This is a genomic window from Streptomyces sp. 150FB (assembly GCF_000818195.1).
In the GTDB taxonomy this organism is placed as follows: Bacteria; Actinomycetota; Actinomycetes; order Streptomycetales; family Streptomycetaceae; genus Streptomyces.
The window spans coordinates 1,675,089-1,700,766 of sequence record NZ_JTHL01000001.1 but is presented as its reverse complement, the minus strand read 5'-3'; the positions used below and the strand labels follow the sequence as shown (position 1 = coordinate 1,700,766).

General features: G+C 68.1%; 23 protein-coding genes and 2 pseudogenes. 9 read left to right on the top strand and 16 right to left on the bottom strand.

Annotated elements, in window-relative coordinates:
- Nucleotides 1–212: 212 nt before the first annotated feature.
- Nucleotides 213–1,736: a cytochrome P450 gene (locus QR77_RS06965; RefSeq protein WP_160310887.1), complete on the bottom strand. Its 1,524-nt coding sequence runs from the start codon at nucleotides 1,734–1,736 to the stop codon at nucleotides 213–215.
- A gap of 421 nt (nucleotides 1,737–2,157) precedes the next feature.
- Here QR77_RS06965 and QR77_RS06960 point away from each other — a divergent pair, with 421 nt between their 5' ends.
- Nucleotides 2,158–3,954, top strand: a complete 1,797-nt coding sequence (locus tag QR77_RS06960; RefSeq protein WP_160310886.1) for an AfsR/SARP family transcriptional regulator — start codon at nucleotides 2,158–2,160, stop codon at nucleotides 3,952–3,954.
- A gap of 75 nt (nucleotides 3,955–4,029) precedes the next feature.
- Nucleotides 4,030–5,103, top strand: a complete 1,074-nt coding sequence (locus QR77_RS06955; RefSeq protein ID WP_160310885.1) for a Rieske 2Fe-2S domain-containing protein — start codon at nucleotides 4,030–4,032, stop codon at nucleotides 5,101–5,103.
- A gap of 174 nt (nucleotides 5,104–5,277) precedes the next feature.
- On the opposite strand, the gene QR77_RS06950 is transcribed toward QR77_RS06955, so the two are convergent.
- From QR77_RS06950 to QR77_RS48355, 4 genes and pseudogenes are all read right to left on the bottom strand, one after another.
- Nucleotides 5,278–6,549 (bottom strand): MAB_1171c family putative transporter, encoded by a 1,272-nt coding sequence (locus QR77_RS06950; RefSeq protein WP_040020316.1) that lies wholly within the window; start codon nucleotides 6,547–6,549, stop codon nucleotides 5,278–5,280.
- Nucleotides 6,546–7,085 carry a hypothetical protein gene (locus tag QR77_RS06945; protein ID WP_160310884.1) on the bottom strand — a complete coding sequence of 180 codons (540 nt, stop codon included), beginning with the start codon at nucleotides 7,083–7,085 and terminating at the stop codon, nucleotides 6,546–6,548. Before QR77_RS06945 ends, QR77_RS06950 begins: the two co-directional genes overlap by 4 nt.
- A gap of 71 nt (nucleotides 7,086–7,156) precedes the next feature.
- Nucleotides 7,157–7,348, bottom strand: a pseudogene (locus tag QR77_RS44915) (LuxR C-terminal-related transcriptional regulator); the annotation flags it as partial.
- Nucleotides 7,349–7,408: 60 nt separating this feature from the next.
- A pseudogene (locus QR77_RS48355) lies at nucleotides 7,409–7,591 on the bottom strand (LuxR C-terminal-related transcriptional regulator); the annotation flags it as partial.
- Between the two features lie 372 nt (nucleotides 7,592–7,963).
- On the opposite strand from QR77_RS48355, the gene QR77_RS06940 reads away from it, so the two are divergent.
- The gene (locus QR77_RS06940; RefSeq protein ID WP_040020315.1) at nucleotides 7,964–8,455 is read left to right on the top strand and encodes a helix-turn-helix transcriptional regulator; all 492 of its coding nucleotides are present in this window, start codon (nucleotides 7,964–7,966) and stop codon (nucleotides 8,453–8,455) included.
- An 83-nt stretch (nucleotides 8,456–8,538) separates the two neighbouring features.
- Here QR77_RS06940 and QR77_RS06935 read toward each other — a convergent pair whose 3' ends face one another.
- Entirely contained in the window at nucleotides 8,539–9,540 is a 1,002-nt protein-coding gene (locus QR77_RS06935) for a beta-ketoacyl-ACP synthase 3 (protein ID WP_078877757.1), read from the bottom strand.
- 211 nt (nucleotides 9,541–9,751) lie between these two features.
- On the opposite strand from QR77_RS06935, the gene QR77_RS49755 reads away from it, so the two are divergent.
- Nucleotides 9,752–10,318 carry a PaaI family thioesterase gene (locus tag QR77_RS49755; RefSeq protein ID WP_078876518.1) on the top strand — a complete coding sequence of 189 codons (567 nt, stop codon included), beginning with the start codon at nucleotides 9,752–9,754 and terminating at the stop codon, nucleotides 10,316–10,318.
- Nucleotides 10,318–10,722: a hypothetical protein gene (locus QR77_RS06925; protein WP_052488579.1), complete on the top strand. Its 405-nt coding sequence runs from the start codon at nucleotides 10,318–10,320 to the stop codon at nucleotides 10,720–10,722. The genes QR77_RS49755 and QR77_RS06925 overlap by 1 nt, the downstream gene beginning before the upstream one ends.
- Here the strand turns inward: QR77_RS06925 and QR77_RS06920 are convergent.
- The 8 genes from QR77_RS06920 to QR77_RS06885 all read right to left on the bottom strand — a co-directional run bounded on the left by QR77_RS06920 (nucleotide 10,719) and on the right by QR77_RS06885 (nucleotide 17,889).
- Nucleotides 10,719–11,477 (bottom strand): hypothetical protein, encoded by a 759-nt coding sequence (locus tag QR77_RS06920; RefSeq protein ID WP_040020313.1) that lies wholly within the window; start codon nucleotides 11,475–11,477, stop codon nucleotides 10,719–10,721. The genes QR77_RS06925 and QR77_RS06920 overlap by 4 nt on opposite strands.
- Nucleotides 11,474–12,325, bottom strand: a complete 852-nt coding sequence (locus tag QR77_RS06915) for an acyl-ACP desaturase (RefSeq protein ID WP_040020312.1) — start codon at nucleotides 12,323–12,325, stop codon at nucleotides 11,474–11,476. Before QR77_RS06915 ends, QR77_RS06920 begins: the two co-directional genes overlap by 4 nt.
- Nucleotides 12,322–13,248, bottom strand: a complete 927-nt coding sequence (locus QR77_RS06910) for a class I SAM-dependent methyltransferase (RefSeq protein WP_078876517.1) — start codon at nucleotides 13,246–13,248, stop codon at nucleotides 12,322–12,324. The genes QR77_RS06915 and QR77_RS06910 overlap by 4 nt, the downstream gene beginning before the upstream one ends.
- A gap of 2 nt (nucleotides 13,249–13,250) precedes the next feature.
- Entirely contained in the window at nucleotides 13,251–13,541 is a 291-nt protein-coding gene (locus QR77_RS06905) for an acyl carrier protein (RefSeq protein WP_078876516.1), read from the bottom strand.
- Nucleotides 13,538–14,050, bottom strand: coding sequence for a PaaI family thioesterase (locus QR77_RS06900; protein ID WP_040020310.1), 513 nt, complete (start codon nucleotides 14,048–14,050; stop codon nucleotides 13,538–13,540). Before QR77_RS06900 ends, QR77_RS06905 begins: the two co-directional genes overlap by 4 nt.
- Nucleotides 14,047–14,907, bottom strand: coding sequence for a ferritin-like domain-containing protein (locus tag QR77_RS06895; protein ID WP_078876515.1), 861 nt, complete (start codon nucleotides 14,905–14,907; stop codon nucleotides 14,047–14,049). The genes QR77_RS06900 and QR77_RS06895 overlap by 4 nt, the downstream gene beginning before the upstream one ends.
- The gene (locus QR77_RS06890; RefSeq protein WP_078876514.1) at nucleotides 14,904–16,613 is read right to left on the bottom strand and encodes an AMP-binding protein; all 1,710 of its coding nucleotides are present in this window, start codon (nucleotides 16,611–16,613) and stop codon (nucleotides 14,904–14,906) included. Before QR77_RS06890 ends, QR77_RS06895 begins: the two co-directional genes overlap by 4 nt.
- A 61-nt stretch (nucleotides 16,614–16,674) precedes the next feature.
- On the bottom strand, nucleotides 16,675–17,889 hold the full coding sequence (locus QR77_RS06885; protein WP_040020309.1) for a cytochrome P450: 1,215 nt from the start codon (nucleotides 17,887–17,889) through the stop codon (nucleotides 16,675–16,677).
- Nucleotides 17,890–18,379: 490 nt separating this feature from the next.
- On the opposite strand from QR77_RS06885, the gene QR77_RS06880 reads away from it, so the two are divergent.
- Nucleotides 18,380–19,273 (top strand): alpha/beta fold hydrolase, encoded by an 894-nt coding sequence (locus QR77_RS06880; protein WP_040020308.1) that lies wholly within the window; start codon nucleotides 18,380–18,382, stop codon nucleotides 19,271–19,273.
- 224 nt (nucleotides 19,274–19,497) lie between these two features.
- Here QR77_RS06880 and QR77_RS06875 read toward each other — a convergent pair whose 3' ends face one another.
- Both QR77_RS06875 and QR77_RS06870 read right to left on the bottom strand, forming a co-directional pair.
- Nucleotides 19,498–21,495, bottom strand: a complete 1,998-nt coding sequence (locus QR77_RS06875; RefSeq protein ID WP_040020306.1) for a hypothetical protein — start codon at nucleotides 21,493–21,495, stop codon at nucleotides 19,498–19,500.
- 190 nt (nucleotides 21,496–21,685) lie between these two features.
- Nucleotides 21,686–22,372 carry a response regulator gene (locus QR77_RS06870; protein ID WP_269084311.1) on the bottom strand — a complete coding sequence of 229 codons (687 nt, stop codon included), beginning with the start codon at nucleotides 22,370–22,372 and terminating at the stop codon, nucleotides 21,686–21,688.
- A gap of 130 nt (nucleotides 22,373–22,502) precedes the next feature.
- On the opposite strand from QR77_RS06870, the gene QR77_RS06865 reads away from it, so the two are divergent.
- Genes QR77_RS06865 through QR77_RS06855 form a run of 3 tightly spaced genes read left to right on the top strand, consistent with a single transcriptional unit; the run spans nucleotide 22,503 to nucleotide 25,555 of the window.
- On the top strand, nucleotides 22,503–23,486 hold the full coding sequence (locus QR77_RS06865; protein WP_040027424.1) for a tripartite tricarboxylate transporter substrate binding protein: 984 nt from the start codon (nucleotides 22,503–22,505) through the stop codon (nucleotides 23,484–23,486).
- A 35-nt stretch (nucleotides 23,487–23,521) separates the two neighbouring features.
- Nucleotides 23,522–24,043, top strand: a complete 522-nt coding sequence (locus tag QR77_RS06860; protein ID WP_040027423.1) for a tripartite tricarboxylate transporter TctB family protein — start codon at nucleotides 23,522–23,524, stop codon at nucleotides 24,041–24,043.
- Between the two features lie 3 nt (nucleotides 24,044–24,046).
- Complete coding sequence (locus QR77_RS06855) at nucleotides 24,047–25,555, top strand: tripartite tricarboxylate transporter permease (protein WP_040020303.1); 1,509 nt, start codon at nucleotides 24,047–24,049, stop codon at nucleotides 25,553–25,555.
- The last annotated feature ends 123 nt before the right edge of the window (nucleotides 25,556–25,678 follow it).

The window sequence follows — 25,678 nt, the reverse complement described above, 5'->3', positions numbered from 1 at the left end:
ACCGACCTGCCTTTCGCATATTTTTTACACACGTGTGGCCGCTCGCGTTTTCATGTAAAAGCAACGCAGCCGCGTTGCCGGAAATTGGTCGGTATTCCCCGGAAGCCCTGGAGGTTTCCTCACTCCAGGGCACGGGCGACCTGCGTGATCGGCCTGCCGGTCTCCCCGGGCAGAACCTGTCTCACCATTCCAAATGGATCCGTGCGCTCGCGCTATGACGTGCGATTCGGTGCAGACCTGGCACTCAGGCGCATCTTGAGAGCGCGTGGCCCCATTGAGGGAGTGATGGCCGGGTGTTTCTGTCCGGGAATGGGTTCCACGCGCCAGCGAGAGGCGATGTCCGTGAGTGCCAGCACAGCCTCGGTGACGGCGAACTGGTCGCCGATGCATTTGCGTGCACCGCCACCAAAGGTGAGATAGGCGTTATTGCGCGGTGCTGAATGCTGCATCTCGGCATCCCAGCGGTCAGGATTGAAGACGTCAGGATCCGGATAGTAGCGCGCCAGGCGTTGCAGAGCGTAAGGGCTGTACGCGATGGTCGTCCCTGCCGGGATGTCATAGTCGCCCAGGCGGATGTCTGTTGTGACCATCCTGGTCCATATCATCCCGGCCGGAGGATACAGCCGCAGCGTCTCGGTGATGATCTGGTTGGCGAATTTCAGGTCGGGCAGGTGGTCGAGGGAAACCGGCTTGCCGTCCAGGACGCGATCGGTCTCGGCCCACAGTCGCTCCTGGACATCCGGATCGCAGGCGACAAGGTACAGCGCCCATGCCAGGGCGATCGCTGTTGTCTCCGAACCTGCCACCAGGAAGGTCAGGACCTCGTTGCGCAGCTCGGTGCTGCTCAGACGCTCGCTCTGACCGCCGCCGGCCGGGCAGTCGGGGCTGCCTGGATCGCGGGACGTCAGGAGCGCCGAGAGCAGATCCCCATGGTCCTCCGGGTCCACCTGGGCCTTGGCGATAATGTCGGTCACGGTGTTGTGGAGCCCGGCCAGAGCCCGCTGATAACGCCGGTTGCCGGGGGTCGGAATCCGGTTCAGCACCGCCGGCGTGAATGTCTGCCGGTACGTCGCGTGTTGCACCTCGATGGCGTCGCTGACCAGTTGTCGCAGGTCTTCCGGGGGCAGCGTCCCGCCGAGCATCGTCTGCAACATGTTATGCATCGTCAGGCTGAGCATTTCCGCGGGCATGTCCAGGACCTGACCATCACGCCACCGGCTGGTCAGCAGGGTTGTCCCCTCGGTCATCACCCGGGCGTAGCCGGAAAGTCGGCTGCGGTGGAACGCGGGCTGAACCAGCCGGCGCTCCCGTCGGTGCATGGCATGCGGGCAGGTCACCAGACCGTCGCCGAATACCTCCCTGGCCCTGTCGAACAGCAGACCGCCCTTGTCGTAGGCGCGATCGTTGAGAAGTATCTGTGAGGTCAGCTCCGGATTACAGACCATCACCGCCTTGAGCGGTCCGACGCTGACGCGGATCATGTCGCCGTGCGCGGGCAGCGAACGCAGGAATCCCCTTGGATCACGGAGTGCCTTCACCGCGTGACCCACGACCGGGAGGCCTCCAGGCGCTACAGGAACGGTCTCACTGGGATCTGCGGTGGTTCTCTTGCGTGCAAGCACGTTGCGCATGCGATCCTCCCAGGTGCGTCCAAGCCCATTTGAAATAGGGCCGATAAATGAATGATCGAGTGCTTTGTTGATGCGACACAAATGAGTGTCTTTCGCGGCAGTCAAACTATCAGCATGCTCGCGACGGGGGCGTGATCGAAGCGTGATCTCGCTGGTAGGCCCCGCTTTTATCGGATGAGCTCGGTCAATCATCCAGCCCGGGGCACACTCCGGGATCGTTGGCGAGGTGCCGGTGCGGGACTCTCCTGGTGACAATTGCTGACAAAGATCGCATAGGGAACCCTAAGCGCGGCCCGGCCACTTGGAACAGAAACCGCCGTAGGGTCTTGAGACAACCGCCAAAATAATGATTGAATGGCATCGTGCGTCAGAGAACTGAGACGCTTCATGGCTTCATGGCTTCATGTTGGCGAGAACTGCTACGCATACGGGGGCGGAAGTGCAGTTCGCAATCCTTGGGTCACTTACGGTGCGTTTTGCGAACGGCGATCCCATAGCAATTATGAGACCTCGCCAGCGGAGCACCTTGTCTATCCTCTTACTTAATAGCGGGCGCCGCGTCAGTAAAGAATATCTTGCTGACGCGTTGTGGGGCACCGACCTGCCCAGCGATCCAGGTGGCGCGCTTCGGAGCAACCTCTACGGTCTGCGCAAGGCGACTCCGATCAGGGGGCGGCTGCAGACGGGCCGTGACGGCTACGGCCTCGCGCTGCACGAGGGTGACGTGCTGGACCTGCATCGCTTCCGGAGCCTGGCCCAACAGGCGCGGGCGGCCCAGATATTGGGCGACGTCGACGGCGCCGCCCGGTTTTTCCAGCGCGCCCTGGACACCTGGGGCGACCCGCCGCTGGCCGACATCCCGGCCACGCCGATCATGCAGCCGGTCATCTCGGAACTGCTCGAGCACCGCCACGCGGTGCAGGAGTCGCTGGTGGACGCGCGGCTGGCCCTTGGCCAGCACCATGAACTGCTGCCGTTCCTGATGTCACTCACCACCGCGCAGCCACTGCGGGAGCGACGGTGGGAGCAACTCATACTTGCCTTGTACCGGTGCGGCAGGCGGGCGGAGGCGCTGGACACGTTCACCCGGGCGCGCCAGCTTCTTGCCGAGGACTACGGCATCGATCCCGGCGGCCCGCTGCAACACCTCCAGCAGCTCATCCTGGCCGGCGACCCGATGCGGTCCCTCGCACTGCCCGTCCCGCCTCAGCGGGTTCACGCCGACGTCGCGCGCGAGCCGCACCCGCAGAGCCGCGAGATCCCGCGGCCGCCGGTCGGCGTTCCCCACCAACTCCCCGCTGAGCCCCGGCACTTCATCGGGCGCGAGGCCGAGTTCAGGGTGCTCACCGACGTGGCGAACGAGATGTCGCCGGTCGGCTCCTCCCCGGTGGTTTCCGTGGTGTGCGGCCCCCCGGGAATCGGCAAGACGGCCTTCGCTCTCCATTTCGCCCACAAGGTCGCCGACCGCTTCCCCGACGGGCAACTGTACGTAGACCTGGGTGCCTTCAGCCCGGCGACCGACTCGGTGAGTATTCAGCAAGCGATCCGGTCCGTCCTCGCGCCGCTGATGTCGTTGCCGGAACCGGAGACGATGACCCCGGCTGCGTATGCCAACTTGTACCGGACCACCCTCGCGCAGCGGCAGATGCTCATCCTGATTGACAACGCGTATGACAGCGCCCAGGTGCAGCCCCTGATCCCGGCTGCCCCGCAATGCATGGTCATCATCACCAGCCGCCGCAGGCTCACCGGCCTGGTGACCTCGCACGGCGCCCGCCTGACCACCCTGGACGTGCCCTCCCGGGACGAGGCGAAGGCCCTGCTCGCGAGCCGGCTGGCCGCCGGCGACCTCGACATCGACAGCGCCGCCCTCTCAGAGGTGACCGACGCGTGCGCACGGCTGCCGCTGGCGCTGGTGATAGCGGCAACGCGCGCGCTCGCAAGACCGATGGTCCCCCTGCGTCACCTGGCCGAGGAACTGCGGAGCGAGCAGAATCGGCTCAACGTGCTGTGCGGCGGACGGGTCTCGGGCGACATCCGGGCGGCCTTCTCGTGGTCGTACCAGCGTCTGACGAGCGCCGAGGCGCGCATGTTCCGCGTTCTCGGCGCGCACCGGATACGCGACATCACCGCCGCCGACGCGGGCCAACTGGCCAACGTGCCGACCTTGGCGGCGATGCAGGCCCTCACCGGGCTCGCCTACGCGCACCTCATCCAGGAGTACGCCCCCAAGCGGTACCACTCCGACGACCTGGTGAGTGCCTACGCTGCAGAGAAGGCGAGGGAGGAAGAAGACGGGCCACCGGACAGCACGACACCGTAGCGGTGTCGGCTGTCAAGGTGTCGTCCGTGGTCACGGACCTGTACGGGACAACCGGGCGGGACAAGGAGGAAGACCTTGAACAGGCAATCGCTGGCCAGGCTCCGACATCGAGTGCGGGCGGGAGCCGTTCCGTCGCGGACCGACCTCGCCGTGGGAGAGGGGGACCGGGTGCCGTTGCCGTACCCGTCGGGATGGTTCTGCCTGGCGCTGTCCCGTGAGGTGCCGGCCGGCGCGGTGGTGAACCGGCGCTTCATGGGCCGCGATGTTGTCCTCTACCGCACCAGGGGCGGCGTCCTGCGGGTCGTGGATGCCCACTGCCCCCACCTGGGCGCCCACCTCGGCGCCGGAGGGGTGGTTGACGGCGAGCATCTGGTGTGCCCGTTCCACCGCTTCGCCTTCGACGTCGAGGGATCCTGCGTCAAGGTCCCGGGCGGAGCCCCGCCCCGGGCGACGCTGGCGCAGTTCACCGTGCGCGAGCGGGGCAAGATCATCTATGTGTGGCACGGCCATGATGCCGCACCGCCTGTCTGGGAGCCTTCAGAGACACCTGATGACAGGTTCGCGCCCGCCGCCTCCTGGAGCACGCTCCTGGCCTCGCACCCACAGGAGGTCATGGAGAGCTTCGTCGACTACCGGCATCAGCCGGTCGTGCACAGTGTTTCCCTTCGCGAGGTGACCCCGCCGGTGGATGAAGGTCCGTTGCTGCGCATATCCTTCAGCGCGGCCATCAGGCTGTCCGTCGGCTTGGCGACCATAAGGGTGGACCAGGGCCTGGTCCTGTCCGGCCTCGGCCTGGCGTCGGGGGATGTGACGCTGCACCAGGTCGGAATGGAGTTGGGGGTACTGCTCACGGCGACTCCGGTCGGGCCGTGGCAGACGCGCTTGCGTGTAGTCGCCATGACAGAGGCCGCTTCGCACGCGGATTCCCCCCGGCTCCGGAAGGCCGCCTCCATGTCCTGGTCCGCGGTGGCGGGGCAGGCGCTCGTGCGGACCATAGCCCACCAGATGGGCCAGGACGCCAGGATCTGGAACTCGAAGCGGTACGAGCCACACCCCCAACTCGCCCCTGGGGAGAGCGCCATCGACGACTACCGCCGTTGGGTGCGTCAGTTCTACCCCCCGGACACGTGGCCCACCGGGACGTCATGATCACCGCTGACCTGGTACCGCCTGCCGCCACAACCTCCGGCGCCGCGGCTCGAAACGGGGCCGAGCGAGGCCGTCGCCGCTGAACAACCCAGCCGACGCGTCCAGCCGCGGCACCTTCGAATGCTCCTTGCCCCGGCTCCGTCCGAGGAGCATTCGAGCGCCAGTGGCACCCGCTCAGGCCGCGCCGCCCCGTACCGGCCGAAGGCTCGGCGCCACCGTGCAGTCGCAACGGTCGAGGTCGGGCAGGAGTCCGCGGTCCGCCGGCACCCGCGCATACGCCACCGCCACGTGCCGCAGCCAGGTCAGTTCGTCGGCGAACTCCCCGCCCGACTGGCGCGATCCGGTGCCGGCCGAGTTGCCGGAGGGCCGGCGGCCTGCCCGCTTGCGCCGCATCGCCAGTGAAAGAACCGCCGCCTCCAGAAGGAGGTCACCGTTGTCGCCCCGTACCACGTCCGACTCCCGCAGCCCGGTCCGCAGCCGATCCTCGCAGGCGTCGCACACATAGGGGCGCAGCAGCCGCTGGCCGTCCCTGATCTCGATGACCATCCGGTAGAGCCGGGTGTGGAGGTCCCTCGTCCAGAGGGCCCGGTGCGGGGAGCGTGGTTCGAAGAGGGCGATGCCGGGGGCCGCCTCGCAGAGGGAGGACCAGAGGGGGTGCAGGGTGCGGTAGGACCCGTAGCGCTCCTGCCTCCTGGAGAGGGCCGCCCCCCAGCCCGGCATCGTGAAGCCCACAACGATCACCATCGAGCCGGCGCTGGCCATGAGGGGGCTCCACAGGACCGCCACCTGGTCCAGGGCGGTCTGCCCGAACCAGCGGCCCACGACCCCGATCAGCTTCCCGAGGATGAAGCCCAGGACGAAGACGGATCCCACGGCGGCCAGGCGCAGCGACTGCGCGAGCCACGGTCTGACCACGGCGCGGGAGGAGGGCCAGGTGTACCGCGCCGTGTTCGCGAGGTTCAGGCCGTACGTGACGAGAAAGACGGCCACGTAGACGCCGGCGGTCGGTTGGGTGGCGAAATGGACCTCGAAGTCGATGGGGTGCGCGCCGGGCAGGGGGGCGGCGAAGAAGAAGGCGGCCATAACGGCGATGGCGAGGAGGTAGAGCGCGGCCAGTTTCGGGAGCCGGCGTCGCGCCTCGTCGGGCGAGCGGAACCACCCGGTCATCATCACGTGCGCCGACAGGGCAGCCAGCACGATGGAGGAGTGGCCGAGGAGCGTGCAGAGGTTGGGGATCCCCGTCAGCCGTCCGATCCACAGGTACGTCATCGGTGCGAGGACCAGATAGGCGAGACCGTTGAAGAGGCGGGTGCCGCACAACGCGCGCAGCGCGAGGTTCCGCGGATCGCGCCTGAGATCACGCCACTTGTAGCCGAAGGCGCTCAGGCTGATGACGCCGGAGAGGGTATGGGTGAAGCTGAAGACGTATTCGAGCGTCCTGGTCACCGCCGGGTACCGCCGCAGTGCTGCAGTGAGCGTTCGAGCCGGGTCGCGAGGTCGCCCATGTCGGCCGGGACCGCCGCGGTGTCGAGGGGCGGGCCGCTGACCATCCGCAGTACCTGGGTGGCGAAGTACTCGGCGGCGTACTCCTCGGGGCGGCTGTACTGGGTGCGTCCCAGCATGTGTCCGATGAGAACAGGGTCGATGTCCTCGGAGAAGAGCGAACTTCCCGAGTCGTGAGGACTGTCCTCGCCGGGGCCGCTGGAGGAGTGACCCCAGACGAGATGGCCCAACTCGTGGACGACGATATGGGTCTGATGGGTCGTCGTCGTGTGCACCTCGTAGAACACGTAGTCGACGGCGGCAGTGGAGACGAGGAGACCGACGGGGCCACTGGCGGGGAACGCCAGCGGTGCCAGCCGGATCCTGCGCCGCCGACGCTCGGCGACCTGCTCGCAGAGGTCATCCACGGAAAATGGGGCGGTCAGATCGAGGTCTTGTATCAGGTCGCCGCATATTCGACGTATGTACCTACGCTTCATTGCTCCCCCGTCCAGACAACACTGCCCAGGTGGCAGGAATGCCTTCAGAGAAAGCTCCACCTTGAGAACCCTCAGGCGGCGAGACCCACACGGTGGGCGTAGAGCGCGGCCTGAGTGCGGTCAGCAGCACCGATCTTGGAATAAATACTACTGAGATGATTCTTCACGGTCTTCTCAGATATATCGAGCCTACGAGCGATGAGCCGATTACTCAACCCCCGGGTCAGTAGGCGCAGTACACCGCGCTCGCATGCGGTCAGCGTGGGGTCCGCGGGCGACGCCGCAATGGGCGGGGAGGCGGGCGACGTCCCCTTGCCGGACTCGGTCAGACCCATGCGGTGGGCGTAGAGCGCGGCCTGAGTGCGGTCAGCAGCACCGATCTTGGGATAAATGCTACTGAGATGATTCTTCACGGTCTTCTCGGATATTTCGAGGCTGCGAGCGATGAGCCGATTACTCAACCCCCGGGTCAGCAGGCGCAGTACGCCTAACTCCCGGCAGGTGAGATTCGCAGTCGGTGCTTCTTCCACTTCTTTGCCTCTCACGAAGGGCACGAGAAAACAGGCGCCCAGCAAGTGCGTACGGAAATTGCCCGCACACAACGGCATAAGCGTCGGTCGGAAGTTGCGCGATTCCTGGAAGGTTTACCCATCGGCCATCTTGGCCGTAGTCACCACGTGCACTCAACAACAAGTTCGGGCACGGACATTGAGGGAGGAGACGGCATGCAGTAACCTCTGCGTGAGGTACTTCGATAGGCCCACCAATACTCTCACGCACACTACGACACCACTTTGACCCCGTCAACTGGCGTAACCTCACCCACCCCTCAAGCATGCTTCCAGTTGTCAGCAACAAGACGAGAGGAGTAGGAACATATGGGGATGCAACCGCCCATATCGCTGATCCAGCGGCTGAACCACCTGTTTGAGACCGTTCACCCGCGCGGTCGCGGCCCGTTCAGTAACGAGGAAGTCGCTCGCGCCATCAGGGATCAGGGCGGTGACATTTCCAAGCAGTACATTGCCTATCTCCGCAAGGGCGAGCGAGGAAATCCGCGCCTCCATCACCTGGAGGCCCTCGCCAAATTCTTCGGGGTGTCTGTCTCGTACTTCTTCGACGACGAGTCGGCCGCCCACACGGACAAAAGGCTTGAAGAACTCGCGGCCTGGCGCGACGCCGGCCTGACGCAGCAGGATCTGCAATCCCTGGAGCGCGCCGGAGTCACGGGGGTGGCCATGCGTGCGGTGGGCCTCTCCGCCAAGGGCCTGGAATTCGCGAAGGCCATTCTCGACCAGCTCCGCGAGATGGAGGGGCTCGGCCCCGAGCGGGGCGGGTCCACGCGGAACGGGTCCGCGGATGACACCTGAAGCCCGTACCCGCCGGCACACGTACGGATCGGCTCCCCGCCGTGACGGGGAGCCGATCCGTACGTGTGCCCGAGCAGCCGGGGTCAGGGGGCGGCGACAACCTGCGCCGAGTAACTGAGGCCCGAGCCGAAGCCGGCCGTGAGCACGAGCGCCCCGGGCCTGATCCGGCCGGTGGCGATCAGGGTGTCGAGAGCGAGCGGGATCGAGGCGCCCGACACGTTCCCGTCCTCCCGGATCGTCCGCGCCACCTCGACCGAGGGCGGCAGGCCCATCGCCTTCACCGCCGCGTCGATGATGCGCACATTGGCCTGGTGCGGCACGAACGCCCCGATGTCGTCCATCGTCACTCCGGCCGCCCGCAGAGCCCGGCCGCACACCTCGGCAACCGCACCGATGGCCCAGCGGAAGACCTCCGGACCGGCCATCTCGAGGAAGGGCCAGCGCGCCGTGGGGTCGTGTCGCAGCTCCGCGAAGGACCGGCTCTGCTCGATGGCCCGCAGGTGTTCCGTGTCGGTCCCCCACACCGCACGCCCGATGCCCGGCTCGTCCGCGGGACCGACCACGGCCGCGCCGGCGCCGTCGCCGAAGATGAACGCCGTCGAACGGTCCCGGGGGTCGACGATGTCGCTCATCCGCTCCGCCCCGACCACCAGAACGTGCTCCGCCTGACGGCCCGCCACCAGGCTGCCGGCCACGGCCAAGCCGTGGGAGAACCCGGCGCAGGCCGCGCCGAGGTCGAAGGCGGCGGCTCCGCGTGCCCCCAGCTCGGCGGCGCAGACCGCCGCTGCGGGCGGCGCCTGGTGCAGATAGGACATCGTGGACAGGACCACGCAGGAGACGTCCGCGGGGGTGAGGCCGGCCGCGCTCAGAGCCTTCTCCGCAGCCCTCGCCGCCATGACAGGAATGGTCTCATCGATATCGGCGAAATGTCGGGTCACAATTCCCGACCGCGCCTCTATCCATTCGGATTCGGAATCGATGAGCCGGCATATTTCCTCATTGCCGACCACGCGCCCCGGACGGTACGAACCCACCCCGAGAATGCGGGCGAACCGGCTGGGCAGGGATCGAATTTCAGTGGTCATCGACGTCATCAATCCAATCGCGGATCAGTGCACCCGGATGATATTTTATCCAACGGCCAGCAATCTCGAACTGTCAAGGAGAGAACCACCAGGACCTTTGACCTATGGAGTCGACGAGTCGTCAACTCGCACTAACTGAAGACTGTTGCGGGCAGTCGTCGACACTGTCAGACTGACACCCTCATACCCGGTGCCCACATGGGGGAGCGAAATGTCAGACGCACCTGCCCGCAGCACCCACACCGCCACAATCGAATGGCGGGACCAAGGGCCGCTTTTCGCGACCCAGTCCGACGCAACGGGCCTGTCGTATCTGCGAGGGCTTGTCTCCGGTGATGTCGTCGCACCGCCCGTCGCGCAAGTCCTGGGTATCGAAGTGGTCAAAGCCGACCCAGGCAGGGTGCAGTTCACAATGCCGGTAAAGAACTTCTTCACAAACCACCTCGGCCTGCTTGCCGGGGGGATCCTGTCGACGCTCATCGACTCCGCCCTCGGATGCTCGATCCTCTCCGCGATCCCCGAGGACAAGGACATCGTCACCCTCGACCTGAACGTGGACTTCCTGCGTCCGGTGCGCGAGGCGTCCGGTCTGGTCACGGTCGACGCCGAGGTCGTGCATCTCGGGCGCAACCGCGGCCTGGCGACCTGCCGCGTCGTGGACTCGGAAGGCAAGCTCTGCGCCGTGGGCAAGAGCAGTTGTCTGGTGCGGACCAAGTCCCCCGCGGCCCCTTCCCCTTCCCCTGCCCCTGCCTCCGCCGACTCCATGGAGACGCGCTGATGAGCGGGCCGGCCGGCGACCGGGCCGCGCCGCTCGACCTCACGGTCGGCCAGGTGCTGCGCGAGCATCGCCTCATCACCGTCGAGGACATCACCGCCTTCGCCGACCTCGTGGGGGACCGCGGGCGGCACCATCTGCCCGATCAGGGCCGGGCCATGGCGCATGGACTGCTCACCGCCTCGCTCGCCACGATGATCGGCGGCCGGCTGAACTTCATCGCGCGTCGCATGGGTTGGGAATTCCTCCGGCCGGTCTGGACGGGCGACACCATCACCGCCGAGGTGACCGTGCGGACCCTGACCGAGACCCGTTCGGGCACGAGGGTGGAGTTCGACATCGAGATCCTCAATCAGGACAAGGAGACGGTGCTGCGCGGCGACAGCTCGGGCGTGATCCGCCGCTAGCCTTCTCGCCCGCCGCGGTCGGCCGCCTCGGCGCGTCCCGCCGGCAGTCGGGAGTCGCCGCGGAGGGCCGCGAGGACGCTCTCGGCGGAGACCACCCGGCGTACGGGCGGCAGGCGCCCGGTGCCGCAGACGGCGGTCACTCGCCCCGCCCGGCAGGACCACCACACGCTCAGTTCGCCCTGGGGAGTACCGGCGGCCCGCACCCTGAGCCGGCCGTCGGGCCCTCGGCGCAGCCGGTAGTCACGCAGCGCCGGAGAAGGCCGCCGATACGCCTTGAGCGCCGCCTCCTTGCAGGCCGCCAGGACGGTGGCGAGAAAGCCGGACGGCAGCGGCACCGGCCGGGTTCCCGGTACGGCGCAGGACGGTTCGTCCGGCCCCAGCAGCCTCGGCAGCAGGATGTCGTTGCGGGCGTCGACGGGTTCGACGTCCACACCGAGCGGGTGAGCGGGTCCCGCGCGGGTGACCGCGCAGGCGGCGAACTCGCCGGTGTGGGCGAGTGAGACGGCCGCCCCGGAGGGCGTGTCCCAGACACGGGGGGCGCCGCCGGGGTCGGGCAGGATCTGGACGCGGCGGTCCCCGGTGGCCCAGTGGACCGCCGCCTTGGCGGTGAGCCTGGTGCGGACCCACTCGGCGCGCCGGGCCCCGGTCAGGCCTTCCGCGTGGGCGCGTTCGCGCTCCCCGAGCAGTTCCTCGGGCGCGTGCCGTCCGGCCCAGTCGCAGCCGACCACCAGGACCGGGGAACCGACCGGGCTCACCGCACCCGCCGGATGGCTTGGACGAAGTCGCCCAGGTCGTCGACGCTCGGCTCGCCGGGGGTGTCCACGAAGCCCCGTACCAGGCGCACCACCGCGTCGTACGACTCGGTGTGGTCGTAGGAGGTGGCGTCGGCCACCTTCAGGGACCAGCGCCAGTACCCCTTCATGGTGTCCGCGAGCGGCATCCGGAAGGTGGCGATCACGTCCTTGAGGCCGGGGACGGCCGCGGCGCCGTCCCGCGCGACGTAGGCGCCGACGAGATTGCTGTAGAAGGCGAAGTGGCGGGCCTCGTCGCGGGCGAGCCGACCGAGCAGGTCCTTGAGGAAGGGCTCACTGACCGTCTCGCGGAAGCGCTGGTAGAAGAGCTGCGTCGCCTTCTCCTGGATCAAGGTGTACGCGAAGGACTGGACGGGGTGCTCGTAGGGCAGCACGAACTTCTTGCGCCCCTCCTCCGCGAGGCTCATGAGCAGTTCCTCACGGGTCGCCATACCGGTCTCGACCTGGTAGCGACCGAGGGCCGAGGCGTGTCGCTCCTCGTCGCCGGCCCAGGCGACCAGGAAGCGGAAGTACTCGCGGTTGAACCCGAAGCGCTCCAGCTCCTGTTCGGCGTCGGCGACCGGGAACGCCTCCAGGAAGTGGGAGAGATAGCCGGGGATGTGGTCTTCGACAAAGGTGATGAACCGCACCGCGGAGCGATCGGTCTCACTGAGCCGCTCGGGACGCAGGGAGTCCCAGTCCAGCTCGGCGATGGTCCAGGACCGCTCTCCGGCGCGGGTCACCGCCTGGTCGACGAGTTCGTGCATCTCGAGGGCGGGCAGCAGGTCGTTGAGTACGGGCGTCTCGGTCATGCCCCCGCCTTGGGTCCGAGCCGGGACTTGGCCGCGGTGAGGCCGTAGTGCTTGGAGGTGTAGCCCCAGCCGGCGTTGGCGGTGCGCAGATACCGTACGAGCGGTTCGGCCATGCCGGGCGTGGCGGCCTCGATCCGGTCGCGGTTGGCCTCCGCGCGGCGCTCCCACTCCTCGATGGTGCGGTGGTAGTGGGCGGTGAGGTCGTCGAGCGCCTCCAGGCTGAAGCCGGCCGACTCGGTCGCCTCGATGAGATGGGAGAAGGGCACCATGTCGGCGAAGCCGAAAATGGTCTCGGTGACGTGCCGCGTGCCGGGCCGGGCGGCGAACTCCTTGTAGACCTCGGTGCTGCGGAAGCAGCTCTCGGAGAGGTAGAGCCGGCCCTGGCGGCGCAGCGAGCCGTACACCTTGCGCAGCACGGCCACCCGGTCCGGCATGTGGATGATGGAACCGAGCATCGTGGCCGCGTCGTAGCGTCCGTCGATCTCCAGGTCGCTGTAGGAGCCGACCCGGATGTCGACCCGGTTGGCCACCTTGAGCTCGACGGCCCGCTTCCGGATGTACTCGGCCTGCGGAGCGGAGGGGGTGACGCCGGTCACCTCGCAGCCGTACTCCTCGGCCATGAACAGGGTGAGGCTGCCCCAGCCGCAGCCGATGTCGAGAAGGCACTCGTCGCCGCGCAGCCCGAGGCGTTCGGCGACGAAGTGGAGCTTGGCCGTCTGCGCCTCCTCCAGGGTGGCGTCCGGAGTGCGGTAGAGGCCGGAGCTGTACTTGACCCGCTCGTCGAGGAAGGCCCTGAAGACCTCGGGGGGCAGCTCGTAATGCTCGTTGGTGGCCCGCCTCGCATCCTCGGGGGGAAGAGCGAGATCGCCTTCGCGCCCGGCGTGCAGCTCGGGGCGGTCGTCCGCCCGGGCGTGGGTGGTCATCTTCAGGCCTCCGCGCGAGCCTGGGCGAGGACGAGGTCCGTGAGCTGTCGGGGGGTGCCGACGTCGAAGATGGCCTCGTCCTCGAACTCGACGTCATAGACGCGCTCGATCTGCGCGACGACGCGCAGCAGACGCACCGAGTCCGCGCCAGGCAGTTGCTTGAGGACGGAGTCCTCGGCGATCTCACCGACGCCGATGCCGAGTTCCTTCGCCGTCTGGGCCAGGACCTCCTCCAGGACAGCGGACTCCTCGAGGGAGGCGGGCCCCGGGCTGATCTGTTGGGACATGGTCATCCAATCGCATGGTCGAAGAAGTGTGCGAGACGGTCGCGGTCGGCGCCGACCAGGCCCATATGGTCTTCGGCCTGCACCGAACTGATGGGCTGGTAGGCGGAGTTGGCCATGACGTGCGGGCTCCCGTCGGAGCCGATGACGTCGGCCTCCGCGTGCACCACGCCCTTGCCCTCCCGGATGATCCGGGCGACGGCCCGGTAGTGGGTGCCGGTCCGCATCGGGCGCAGGAACTTGGTGCGCAGGGTGACGGAGAAGGCCAGCATGCCGCGGTCGAGGGCGATCAGATCGCCCATCAGCTCGTCCACGAGGACACTGACGATGCCTCCGTGGACGACTCCCGGGTAGGAGGCGTACTCGTCGGAGAAGGTGACGTCGGTGGCGAGCCGGCCGTCGGCGAGGCGGAACATCTCCAGGGCCAGGCCGATCTTGTTGCGGGGCGAGCAGCCGAAGCACTGGAAGCGCGGTTCGTCGAGCCAGGGCAGCTCGACAGGGGTCGCCTTCTCGGTCATCGCGCTCCGTCCTCGGCCCGGGGCAGTTCGGCGAGGATGCGCCGGATGTCACGGAGCTTCTCCACGGGGCGGCCGGTGAGTTCGGCAAGCGTGTTGAACAACTGCCGGTGGATGCGGTCCCACTCGGTACCGTCGTCGACCTCGCCGAAGTGGCGGAAGACCTCGTCGATGGTGACATGGCCGTCGAGTTCGGGGAGATCGCTCTTGAACTTGCTCACCGGGTGGTTGTAACGGCCCTTGGGATCGGACATGTAGATGTAGAAGGTCTCCAGGACCGAGGCGAGCTCCTCGGGGTGGCTGACCAGCCGGCGGGCGGTGTAGTGGATGAACTCCCGTGCGTGGCGGGCCTCGTCGCCGCTCGCCCGCTTCATGATCGTGGCGATGACGGGCTCCTCGGTGGCCCGGCTCACGCACTTGTACATGTGGTTGGTGGCGATCTCGGAGATGATGTTGGTGGCGAGGGTCGCCGACGGGGTGATGCCCGGCGGGTACGGCGCACGCATCGCGTTGATCTGCTCGTAGCCGACATCGGTGCCGGCCAGCCGCAGCCACTTCTTGAACGTCAGGTGGTGCTGGAGTTCCTGGTAGCCCCACAGGCAGACGAAGGCCGAGAAGTCGTAGTCGTCGACGAACTCGTTGAAGAAACCGTGCTGCGCGGCGATCGAGTTGGACTCGCCCATGACGGCGCCCATCGCGAAGGCGATGTACTCGGGGCGCACCAGATCGGGGCGGAACTCGTCCCACGGGATGTCGTTCATCTCCCAAGAGGCGCTCTGGTACGCGGGGAAGACGTCGTAGCTGTGCAGGGCCTCCGCCTCAGGGTCGCGGGCGGTCTTCAACTTGTGCGGGGTGGTCACGGGATGTCCTCCGGTTCGGTTCGGTCGCCGCGCCGCGTGTCGGCGGCAGTGATGTCGGCCAGTTCCGCCAGCCGTTCGCGGGTGCGGGAGCGCTGCCACTTGCCACTGGTGGTACGGGTGATCCAGCGCGGCTTGACCAGGTGCACACGGACGTCGGTGAAGTCCATCTCCTGTACGACCCTGGCGGTGATCTCGGCCTCCAGATCGTCCCCGGCCTTCTTCGGGTCGGCCTCGACCACCACCCGGACCACCTCACGTCCGTCCTCCGTCAGATCGGAGAAGGCGACGCAGCGCTTGCGGTAGATGCCGGGAACCTCACGGGCGACTGCCTCGACGTCGTCGGGGAAGTAGTTCTGGCCCCGGACGATCACCATGTCCTTGGTGCGGCCGGTCACGAACAGGTCCTCCTCGTGCCGGAATCCGATGTCGCCGGTGCGGAACCAGGGTCCGTCGAAGGCGGCCGCGGTGGCCTCGGGATTGTTGTAGTAGCCGGACGTCACGGCCGGTCCGGTGATCTGCACCTCTCCCAGTTCGCCCGGCCCGCACTCCCGGCCGTCGTCGGCGACCAGGCGTATCTCGATGCCGTGCACAGGGCCGCCGAGCGCCACCGCGTCCTTGGCGCCGCGGACGCCGCGCTCCACGGGCACCACCCGCCCGGTGGCCGCCAGTTCGTTCCGGTCGAGGGACAGGATCCGTACCGGGGTGCCCGGCCGGGGGAACGTGATGCCGAGAGTGGCCTCGGCCATGCCGTAGACGGGGTACATGACGCTGTCGCGCAGCCCGGCGGGCGCGAGGTGGGCGGTGAAGCGCTCGGCCGTCTTGGCGCTCACCGGCTCCGCCCCGTTGAAGGCGAGCCGCCAGGCGGACAGGTCGAGCTCCTTGACGAGCTCGGGCGGCGTGGCGTCCACGAACTGGTCGTACGAGAAGTTGGGTCCCGTGATCACCGTGCCGCGGTGCTCGGCGAAGTACGTCAGAATCTGGGCGGGGCGACGAAGGAACGCGGTCGGCGTGAACACATGCACATCGGCGCCGTTGAGCAGATGCGAGCAGAGTCCGACCAGGCCCATGTCGTGGAAGGTGGGCACCCACTGCATGAAGACGTCGTCCGGACTGAACTCCCCGGAGACCACGCAGGCCCGCAGACCCGCGGCCATGGCGCTCTGGGTGAGCATCACACCCTTGGGGGCGCTGGTACTGCCGGAAGTGAACTGAACGACCGACAGGGCGGTCGGGTCGACGGCGGGCAGCCGGTGCGCGCCGCCGGGGGCGGAGACCGCGGGGTCGATGAGTACGAGGCCAGGTACCTGCTCTGTGAGGAGGGCACCGAGGCTCGCGAAGGAGGCCCCGAGAACGAGGTGGCGGATGCCGGCGATACGCAGGACGCGGGCCAGCCGGCGGGCGGTGCCCTGCTCGTCGCCGAAGCCCGCGGGCAGAGGCAGGACACTGCATGCGGCCCCGGTGCGCTGCACCCCGAAGAACAGGGTGAGGAAGCGGGCGTCCGTGGGGACGAGGAGGCCGACGACGGCGCCGGGGCCGACCCCGTGCTCCATCAGTCCGACCGCGCATCGCAGCGAGGACTCGGCGAGTTGGGCGCCCGAGACGCGCTCCTCACTGCCGGGAAAGACGGCCACGGCGTCGGGTGAGGCCTGAGTGTGGTGGAGGAAACTCTCCGTGAGGGTGTCGCCGGACAGCAGGGAACTGCGCAAGTGATCGGGTCCTTTCATGGCATTCCCGCGGGCTTCGAAGCGCTGGGTGTTCGGCGTGAGGTCAGGGAACGAGATCGACCCGCAACTCGCTCAGTCCGCGGAAATTCACGTGGGGGCGCCACACAACGTCCTCCGTGGTGAGCGAGATGCTCCGATATCGCCGTAGCAACTCGTCGAAGACGAGCCGGCCCTCGATCTTGCCGAGCAGCGCGCCGATGCAATAGTGCGCACCGCCGCCGAAGGCCAAAGGTTTGATAGCGGTGCGCGTCATGTCCAAGGTGTCCGGATGGGCGTACCGGCGTGGATCACGGTTGGCGGCGCCGAGCAGGATCATGAGTTTCGATCCGGCCGGAATTATTTCTCCGCCGACCTCGACATCCGCGGTGGTGATACGCGCGACGAGTTGTACGGGGGCGTCGTACCTGACGAATTCGTCGACACCCTCCTCGATCAGTCCGGGGTTCTCCCGCAGGGCACGCAACTGGTCCGGGTGGCGCAGCAGCGCCAGCATGCCGTTGCCGATGAGGTTGACCGTTGTCTCGTGACCGGCGTTGAACAGCAACAGCACGTTGGCGATGATCTCGTCGTCGGAGAGTCGCTGGCCGTCCACCTCCGCGAGCATCAGCCGGGACAGGATGTCGTCCTGGGGATCACTGCGCCGTTTGGCCAGGTGTTCGGCGATATAGGCGTGGAACTCGACCACCGAGCTGTTCATGACCTGTTGGGTCGCCTCGTCCAGGGCGGGGTCGACCACGTGCCCGATGGCCTCGGTCCACCGCCGGCACTGGTCCCGGTCCTCCATCGGGAGGCCGACCAGCCCGCAGATCACTGTCACCGGCAGGGGCAGCGCGAGGCCGTCGATGAGATCGATGCCCTCCCCGGACCCCATGTCGTTCAGGACCTTTTCCAGAATCCTGGAAATCCGGGGACGCATCTCCTGCACGGAACGCGCCGTGAACACGGGATTGACCAAACCGCGGATGCGGCGGTGGGACGCACCGTCCAGCATGAGCATCCACATTCGGGTGTCGTCCACCACGGGGCTGTTCCAACCGCCCCGGTGCTCCGCCCACTTCGCGTCCCGGTGGAATTCGCTGGTGAGCCGCGGGTCACGGAGTAGCTGCGCGGCCTCGTCATATCCGGAAACGACCCAGAACCCGAATGGCGTCCGATGGACCGGTTCCGTCTCGCGCAACCGTGCGTAGAACGGATAAGGATCATTGCGCATCTTCGGATCACGGGGGTTGTAGAGAATCTCCGGTTTCGCTGCGTCCATGGTGGAACAGCCTGTCAGGGCCGCTCGTTCTCCATCAATAGGACCAAGGTCCCACGTCCAACGTGCCGAAATCCGGAGGAGACTGCCGCGTAGCGCATCGGCAATGTACCGGACATGAAGAAACGGAATGGCCCATTCAGTAAGAGCCTCTCTCCGGCACGGTGCGGATTACGGTGCCACGGGGGCGAGGAGCCCAAAAGATGCCCGGCCGCGGCCCCTTGAACGGATCGCTCGGCGCCACGCCCTTGAAGGCGGCCGGGTGACGCCGTAAAACGGACATGAGTCCACGGACGCGACACCCGGTGTCCTGGCGGCCGAGGTGTCGCGCGTACGCCTACGGTGACCTGGTCGGCCACATCTTTACCGGCACGTAACTTCCCAACAGCTCCCTACTCGTGCGTAACTTGGCATGAGCACAGCCAGATATGTGGTCCGGGCCATATGGGCTGACAGTCATCGCCATTCCCTTGAGCCGCAAGGAGACCACCCGATGCTGCCCTGGAAACGCGCGCTCGGACCGCTGGCCGGACTGCTGCTGGCCGTCACGGTCACCGTCACCCCCGCCGCGGCGGTGAGCGCCGCCACCGTCCACCCGGCCCGGCCGGCCCCGGCCAAGGTGTCCGCGTCCAACTGGAACGACTACTCCTGCAAGCCGTCGGCCGCCCATCCCCGGCCTGTCGTCCTCGTCCACGGCACCTTCGGGAACTCTGTCGACAACTGGCTCGCCCTCGCGCCGTATCTCACGCACCGGGGCTACTGCGTCTTCTCCCTCGACTACGGGCAGTTGCCCGGCGTACCGGTCTTCTACGGCCTCGGCCCCATCGAGGCGTCCGCCGGGCAACTCGCCACGTACGTCGACAAGGTGCTCGCGGCGACCGGCGCCCAGAAGGCCGACATCGTCGGTCACTCGCAGGGCGGCATGATGCCCAACTGGTACCTGAAGTTCCTGGGCGGGGCCGCGAAGACGAACGCCATGATCGGCATCGGGGCCGACAACCACGGCACCACCCTGTCCGGGCTGGCCCGCATGTTGACGTACTACCCCGAAGCGAAGGACCTGCTCACGGAGAGGACCCCCGGACTCGCCGACCAGCTCGTCGGATCGCCCTTCCTCACCCGGCTCAACAAGGACGGCGACACGGTCCCCGGGGTGCACTACACGGTCATCTCCACACGGTACGACCAGGTCGTCACGCCGTACCGCTCGCAGTACCTGAGCGGTCCCGACGTGCACAACGTGCTGGTCCAGGACCTGTGCCCGCTCGACCTCTCCGACCATGTGGCGATCGGGACGGTCGACAAGGTCGCCTTCCACGAGGTGGCCAACGCCCTCGACCCGGCGCACGCCACCCCGACCACCTGCGCCTCGGCGAGCGGCGCCTGACCGGGCGTACGCGAAGCTGAGCGGGGCGGGGCCGTACGCGGTGTCACCACGACCTCCCGAGTGCACGGTGCCGCCGCACCGGATCCCGCCCCGGTCAGCAAGTTAGCCGCTCGGCTCCCCGAAGTCCCTTCTCCCCGGCCCGGGATGACGTTCCTTAGGCTTCTCTTAAGGATCAGCTAAGGGAACACACGGGACCGCGCGGGACCACGAGTCACCCCGGCCGCTCAGCGGACCTCGACCTTCACCGTCGCGCCGGGAGCGACCTTCGGACGCACGTACGTGTAGGTCACCCCGTCCACCACCTCGGTCCGCGCGGGCCGCGCCACACCGTTGACGACGACCGAGGAGTACGTACCGGGGAAGCGCGCCTCCCACGTATAGCTGCCCGTACCCGACGTGTTGGCGAGGGTCGAGCCGGTCGCCCCTTCGTGGCTCAGGGTGAAGGTGTTGCCGCCGATCCGCAGCCCGGCGACGCGCAGCGTCCTCATCCCGGTGGGCAGCCGGGACTGGGTGGTCAGGGCGTGGTCGGGCGCGTCGGGGGTGACGCCCATCAGACCGCCGACGGTCTGGCTCAGCAGGGTGAAGGACACCTCCGGGTAGTCGCCGTTGGGTCCCTGCGCCGCGTTGACGTGCTGGACGTCCTTGTGGTCGTAGATGTAATTCATCCACTTCCAGGCCGTGTCGGGGCGGTTGTTGTTGAAGAAGGTGTCGGGGAGATAGGTGAGGGCCTCGATGTTGTCCGGCTTTCCGTCGCCGCTCGCCTGCTGGTCGACGAAGTCGAGGTACGCGTCGTTGCGGACGCCCGGCGCGATGATCCGGTCCATCGGCATGAACCAACTGTTCTCCTTGCCCCAGCCGGTCAGCGGCTGCCCGTCGGTGGTGTAGGCGCGGACCATGTCGGCGCCCGAACCGTCGCCGCTCCAGGTGGAGTTGAAGTACGCCTTGAGGTCCTTGGCCTTCTTCGCGAAGTCGGCGGACAGGGCACGGTCGCCCTTGCCGCTGGCGAGCTCCGACATCGCGAGAAACGCCTGGTACTGCGCGCCGATCGCGTCACCCGCCTCTGCGAGGTGCTCGTCACCCTGTTCGTTGTAGCTGGCGGAGCCGGCGAAAATGCCGTCGCCGGTGCCTTCGGCGACCCCGTTGGGCTTGGTGGAGTCGTGCAGGGTGATGAACTGGCCGGTCGCGTGACGGTAGAAGTCCCACAGAGCCGGATCGTCGACATACGCCGGGTCGCCGCTCCAGCGGTACGCCTCGGCGGCCTTCTCCACCAGCTCGAAGGGCGCGGGCACTTCGCGTACGAAGTCGTCGGGGCCGTGGTAGTCGATGGAGAGCGGGGTCCTGGCGTCGAAGTTGAACGACCAGTCGGGGAAGAACTTCTGGCCGGCGGTCGCCGAAGCGGCGAACGAGCTCAGCATCGACTTGTTGGCCGCGCCCAGGCCGAGCACCGAGGCGCCGGCGAGCTGGTGCGCCATGTCGCGCGCGTAGTAGCCGCTGCGGTTGGCGTAACCCGCCCAGTACGAGGGGCCGTACGCGGCGGTCCCCGTACCCGGGAGGTTGTTCTCGTCCACATTGAGCGGGCCGACCGCGCCCGGGAGTTGCGTCCAACTGTTGGCCTTGCGCTTCGCCCAGTCGAACATCGCGGTGATCTTCGGGTCGGACGAGGTGACGACCGGATCGACGGGGGCGGCGGGGGAGACCATGACGTCGTCCGCGTCGGCCCAGACGTCGGTGCCACCGCCCGAGGTGAAGGCGATCTCCAGGGAGTCGCCGGCCCTCACCCGGACGCGGCTCACGGTGTAACGGGCGTAGCCGGGGCGGGCCGGCAGGGCGAGGGAGCCGGCGCTCGCGCCGTTGACGCGTACGGCGTACGTCCCGCCGGCGCCGCCCGTGGCGATCCACGCGGATATGTCGTACGTGCCGGCGCGGGGCGCCCGGAGGGTCTGGGTGGCCTTGCCGCCGATGCCGCCCTTCCCGACGGCGAGGTGGGCGACCTTCGTACCGCCGTGCGGCTTGTCGGTGGAGACACCGCTGCCGGCGCTGAACGTCCAGCCCGTGGTGCCCTGTTCGAAGCCGGGGTTGGCCACGGTCAGTACGTCCCGTACGTCGCCGGAGTCTCTCGCCGGTCCCGGATCGGCCGCCACCGCTTGCCCGCCCAGCGTGAGCGGGGTGAGCGGTACGAGCAGGGCGAGTGCGCACAGCAGTGACACGCGAGCAGGCCTCATCGGTTCTCCCGGTCCTCGTCTCTCCGTCTCCTTGTCTCTGCGCCGAGAGACGACGGACGGCTCCGGTCGCGGAGGCTAGCACTCCGCGACGATCAGTCCGAGTGGCCGGGTTCGCCCCGTGCGCGCCTCCTTGACCGGCGGCTTCGTCGACCGGAAGGCCGCGACAGCCGGAAGACCCGGGCGCCGTACGTCAGTTGATCCAGCGATAGCGGCGTTCGGGGCGCCCCGTGCCTCCGTAGCGCAGGGTCACCTCCGCCCGGCCCGTGTCCGTGAAGTACTCCAGATACCGGCGGGCGCTGACCCGCGACAGGGCTCCCGCGTCCGCGCACTCCGTGGCCGACAGGCCCTCCGGGTGGGCGCGCAGGGTGCGTTCGACCAGGTCAGAGGTGTGGGGTGCCAGTCCCTTGGGGAGTTCCCTGCTGCCCGGCGGCCGGGTGCCGAAGATCTGGTCCACGTCCTCCTGCCGGGCCTCGCCCAGGCCGGCCAGGCGGGTACGGAGCGAGGCGACATGGCGCAACTGCTCCTGGAGCGCCGCCTGGTTGAAGGGTTTGATCAGGTAGTGCAGCGCCCCGGCCCGCAGCGCGGAGCGGACCACGCCCGCGTCGCGCGCCGCCGTGATGAACAGGACGTCGACGCCCGTACGGGTCGCGTCCCGCTGCTCGGCGGCGCGCAGTTCGCGCAGGACCGAGATGCCGTCCATGTCCGGCAGATAGATGTCGAGCAGGACCAGATCGGGCCGGGACGACTCGGCGGCGCGCAGGGCTTCGGCACCGTTGTGGGCCACCCCGACGACCGTGAAGCCGTCCATCGCTGACACAAAACGGCTGTGCAGTTTCGCGACCATGAAGTCGTCGTCCACCACCAGCACTTTTGTCACGCCGTCACGCTAGGCCGCGACCACAACGACCACAACGTCCGTTGGTTCCGGAAGAGAGACAGCTTGTTAACGCACAGGCAACATGTGGCCCACCTCACAGCTTTTCCTCTCCCTCCGGAAGGCGGCACCGTTGCGACTGCGCACTCCACTCGCCCTGCTCGGGTCGGCGCTTCTCGTACTGGTGGGGCCGCCGCTGCTCACCTCGGGCGGCGGCGCCGACACCGGTACGCAGATACCCGGTCTGCGGCTCATGGTCCCCAACACACCCGGCGGCGGTTACGACATCACCGCGCGCACCATGGCCAAGGACGCCGAGAACGCCGAACTCAGCCACAACATCGAGGTGTTCAACCTGCCGGGCGCCGGTGGCACCGTCGGTCTCACCCGAGTCGTCGGTGAACACGGCAACGGCAAGCTCGCCCTGTCCATGGGGCTCGGTGTCGTCGGCGCCGTACGCACCAACAAGTCCCCCAAGACACTGGCCGATACGACGCCGATCGCCCGCATCAGCGAGGAGTCGGACATCGTCGTCGTCGCGAAGGACTCCCCGTACCGGACCCTCGACGATCTGCTCAAGGCCTGGCGCGCCGACCCCGCCAAGGTGCCGGTCGGCGGTGGGTCCTCGGCCGGCGGCCCCGACCATCTCGCGCTGATGCTCTTCGCCAAGGCGGCGGGCATCGCGCCCCGCACGGTCAACTACGTGCCCTTCGACGGCGGTGGCGAACTCCTCGCCTCGATCCTCGGCAGCAAGATCGCCTTCGGGGTCTCGGGTGTCGGCGAGTACCGCGACCAGATCGAGGCGGGCGAACTGCGGCTGCTCGCCGTGACCGGACCCGAGCGGGTCGCCGGGCTCGACGGGCCGACCCTGCGCGAGGCGGGGATCGACACCGACTTCACCAACTGGCGGGGCGTGGTGGCGCCACCAGGGCTCTCCGACGCCGAACGCGCCAAACTCATCGCGTTCTTCACGAAGTTGCACGACTCGCCGCAGTGGCGGACATCGCTCAGGACGAACGGCTGGGACGACGCCTTCCTGACCGGACCGGAGTTCGGCGACTTCCTCGCCGACGAGGACAAGCGCGTGGACTCCGTACTGAAGGAGCTGGGACTGTGAGAACAGGGACGGGCGCGGACGGCAGCGCCGACACCATCGACACGGCGGGGGAGCCCGCGCCGCGCGGCTCCTGGCTGCGCGAACACTCCGAACTCGGCGTCGGAGCGCTGCTGTTCGCCCTCGGCGTCCTCGTCCTCACCGACGCCCTCACCATGAACGTCGACATCACCCAGCGCGGCCCCGTCGGCCCCAAGACCGTGCCCATGGTGGTCGGCGCCGGTCTGCTGGCCGTGGCCGTACTCCTCAGCGTCGACGTGCTGCGCGGCGGTCGCGGCGAGGCGGAGGGCGGCGAGGACGTCGACCTGAGCGAGCCCGGCGACTGGCGCACCGTACTGCTGCTCGCCGGGGTCTTCCTCGGCAACGCGGTCCTCATCGATCCGCTCGGCTTCCCCATCTCGGGGGCCCTGCTCTTCTGGGGCTCGGCGTACGCGCTCGGCAGCCGCCACCTCGAACGCGACCCGCTGATCGCCGCCGGTCTCGCGCTGCTCACCTACTTCATCTTCAACAACCTGCTCGGCGTCCCGCTCCCCGGCGGCCCGCTGATGGAGGTGATCTGACCCATGGACTCCCTCAACTCCCTGCTGGACGGCTTCGGTACGGCACTCACCCCGATCAATCTGCTCTGGGCGGCGATCGGTGTGCTGCTCGGCACGGCGATCGGCGTCCTGCCGGGCATCGGCCCCGCCATGGCGGTCGCGCTGCTGCTGCCGGTGACCTACGGACTCGAACCGACCGGCGCCTTCATCATGTTCGCCGGGATCTACTACGGCGCGATGTTCGGCGGCTCCACCACCTCCATCCTCCTCAACACCCCGGGGGAGAGCGCCGCCGTAGTGGCCGCGATGGAGGGCAACCCGATGGCGAAGGCCGGACGGGGCGCCCAGGCCCTGGCCGCCGCCGCTGTCGGCCACTTCGCCGGCGGCATGATCGGCACGATCCTGCTGGTCGTCCTCGCTCCGACCGTCGCCTCGCTCGCCGTCGACATCGGCGCCCCCGACTACTTCGCGATCATGGTGCTGGCATTCATCGCCGTCACCTCCGTCCTCGGCTCCTCCCGGATCCGCGGACTCGCCTCGCTGCTCATCGGTCTCACCCTCGGCCTGGTCGGCCTCGACCAGATGACCGGACAGCAGCGGCTGACCTTCGGCGCGCTCCAACTCGCCGACGGCATCGACGTGGTGATCATCGCCGTCGGACTCTTCGCGATCGGCGAGGCGCTCTGGGTGGCCGCGCATCTGCGCCGCTCGTCCGGCGAGGCGATCCCGGTCGGCCGCCCCTGGCTCGGCAGGGCCGACCTCAAACGCACCTGGAAGTCCTGGCTGCGCGGACCGCTCATCGGCTTCCCCTTCGGCGCGATCCCGGCCGGCGGCGCCGAGATCCCCACGTTCCTCTCGTACGTCATGGAGAAGCGGCTCTCCAAGCACAAGGACGAGTTCGGCAAGGGCGCCATCGAGGGCGTCGCGGGCCCCGAGTCGGCCGCTTCGGCGTCCGCCGCCGGGACGCTCGTCTCGATGCTGACGCTCGGCCTGCCCACGACAGCCGTCGCCGCCGTGATGCTGGCCGCCTTCCAGCAGTACGGGATCCAGCCGGGGCCGCTGCTCTTCGAACGCGAACCCGACCTGGTCTGGGGCCTGATCGCCTCGCTCTTCGTCGGCATGGTGCTGCTGCTGGCGCTCAACCTGCCGCTCGCGCCACTCTGGACGCGGCTGCTGCGCATCCCGCGCCCGTACCTCTACGCGGGGATCCTCTTCTTCGCGGCCGTCGGCGCCTACGCGGTCGGCGGCGAGGCGTTCGACCTGGTGATCCTGCTGATCATCGGCCTGATCGGGTTCGGCATGCGGCGCTACGGGCTGCCCGTGCTGCCGGCCGTGATCGGCACCATCCTCGGCCCGGCCGCCGAACAGCAGTTGCGGCGCGCGCTCCAGATCAGCGACGGAAGCGCGAGCGGTCTCGTCAACACGCCGTTCTCGGTGACGGCGTACGCGGTGGTGCTGCTCCTGTTGCTCTGGCCGCTGCTGAAGAAGCTGACCGGACGGCGCGGGAACGGGCGGCCAGGGACGGGGGCCTGACAGCGCGTCGACCGGCGGCGCGGCCCATTGTCAGTGCCCGGTGCGAGCATCGGGCCATGACCTCGATCGACTGGGACGTTGAAGCCGATTCCTTCGACCAGGAGCCCGACCACGGGTTGCTCG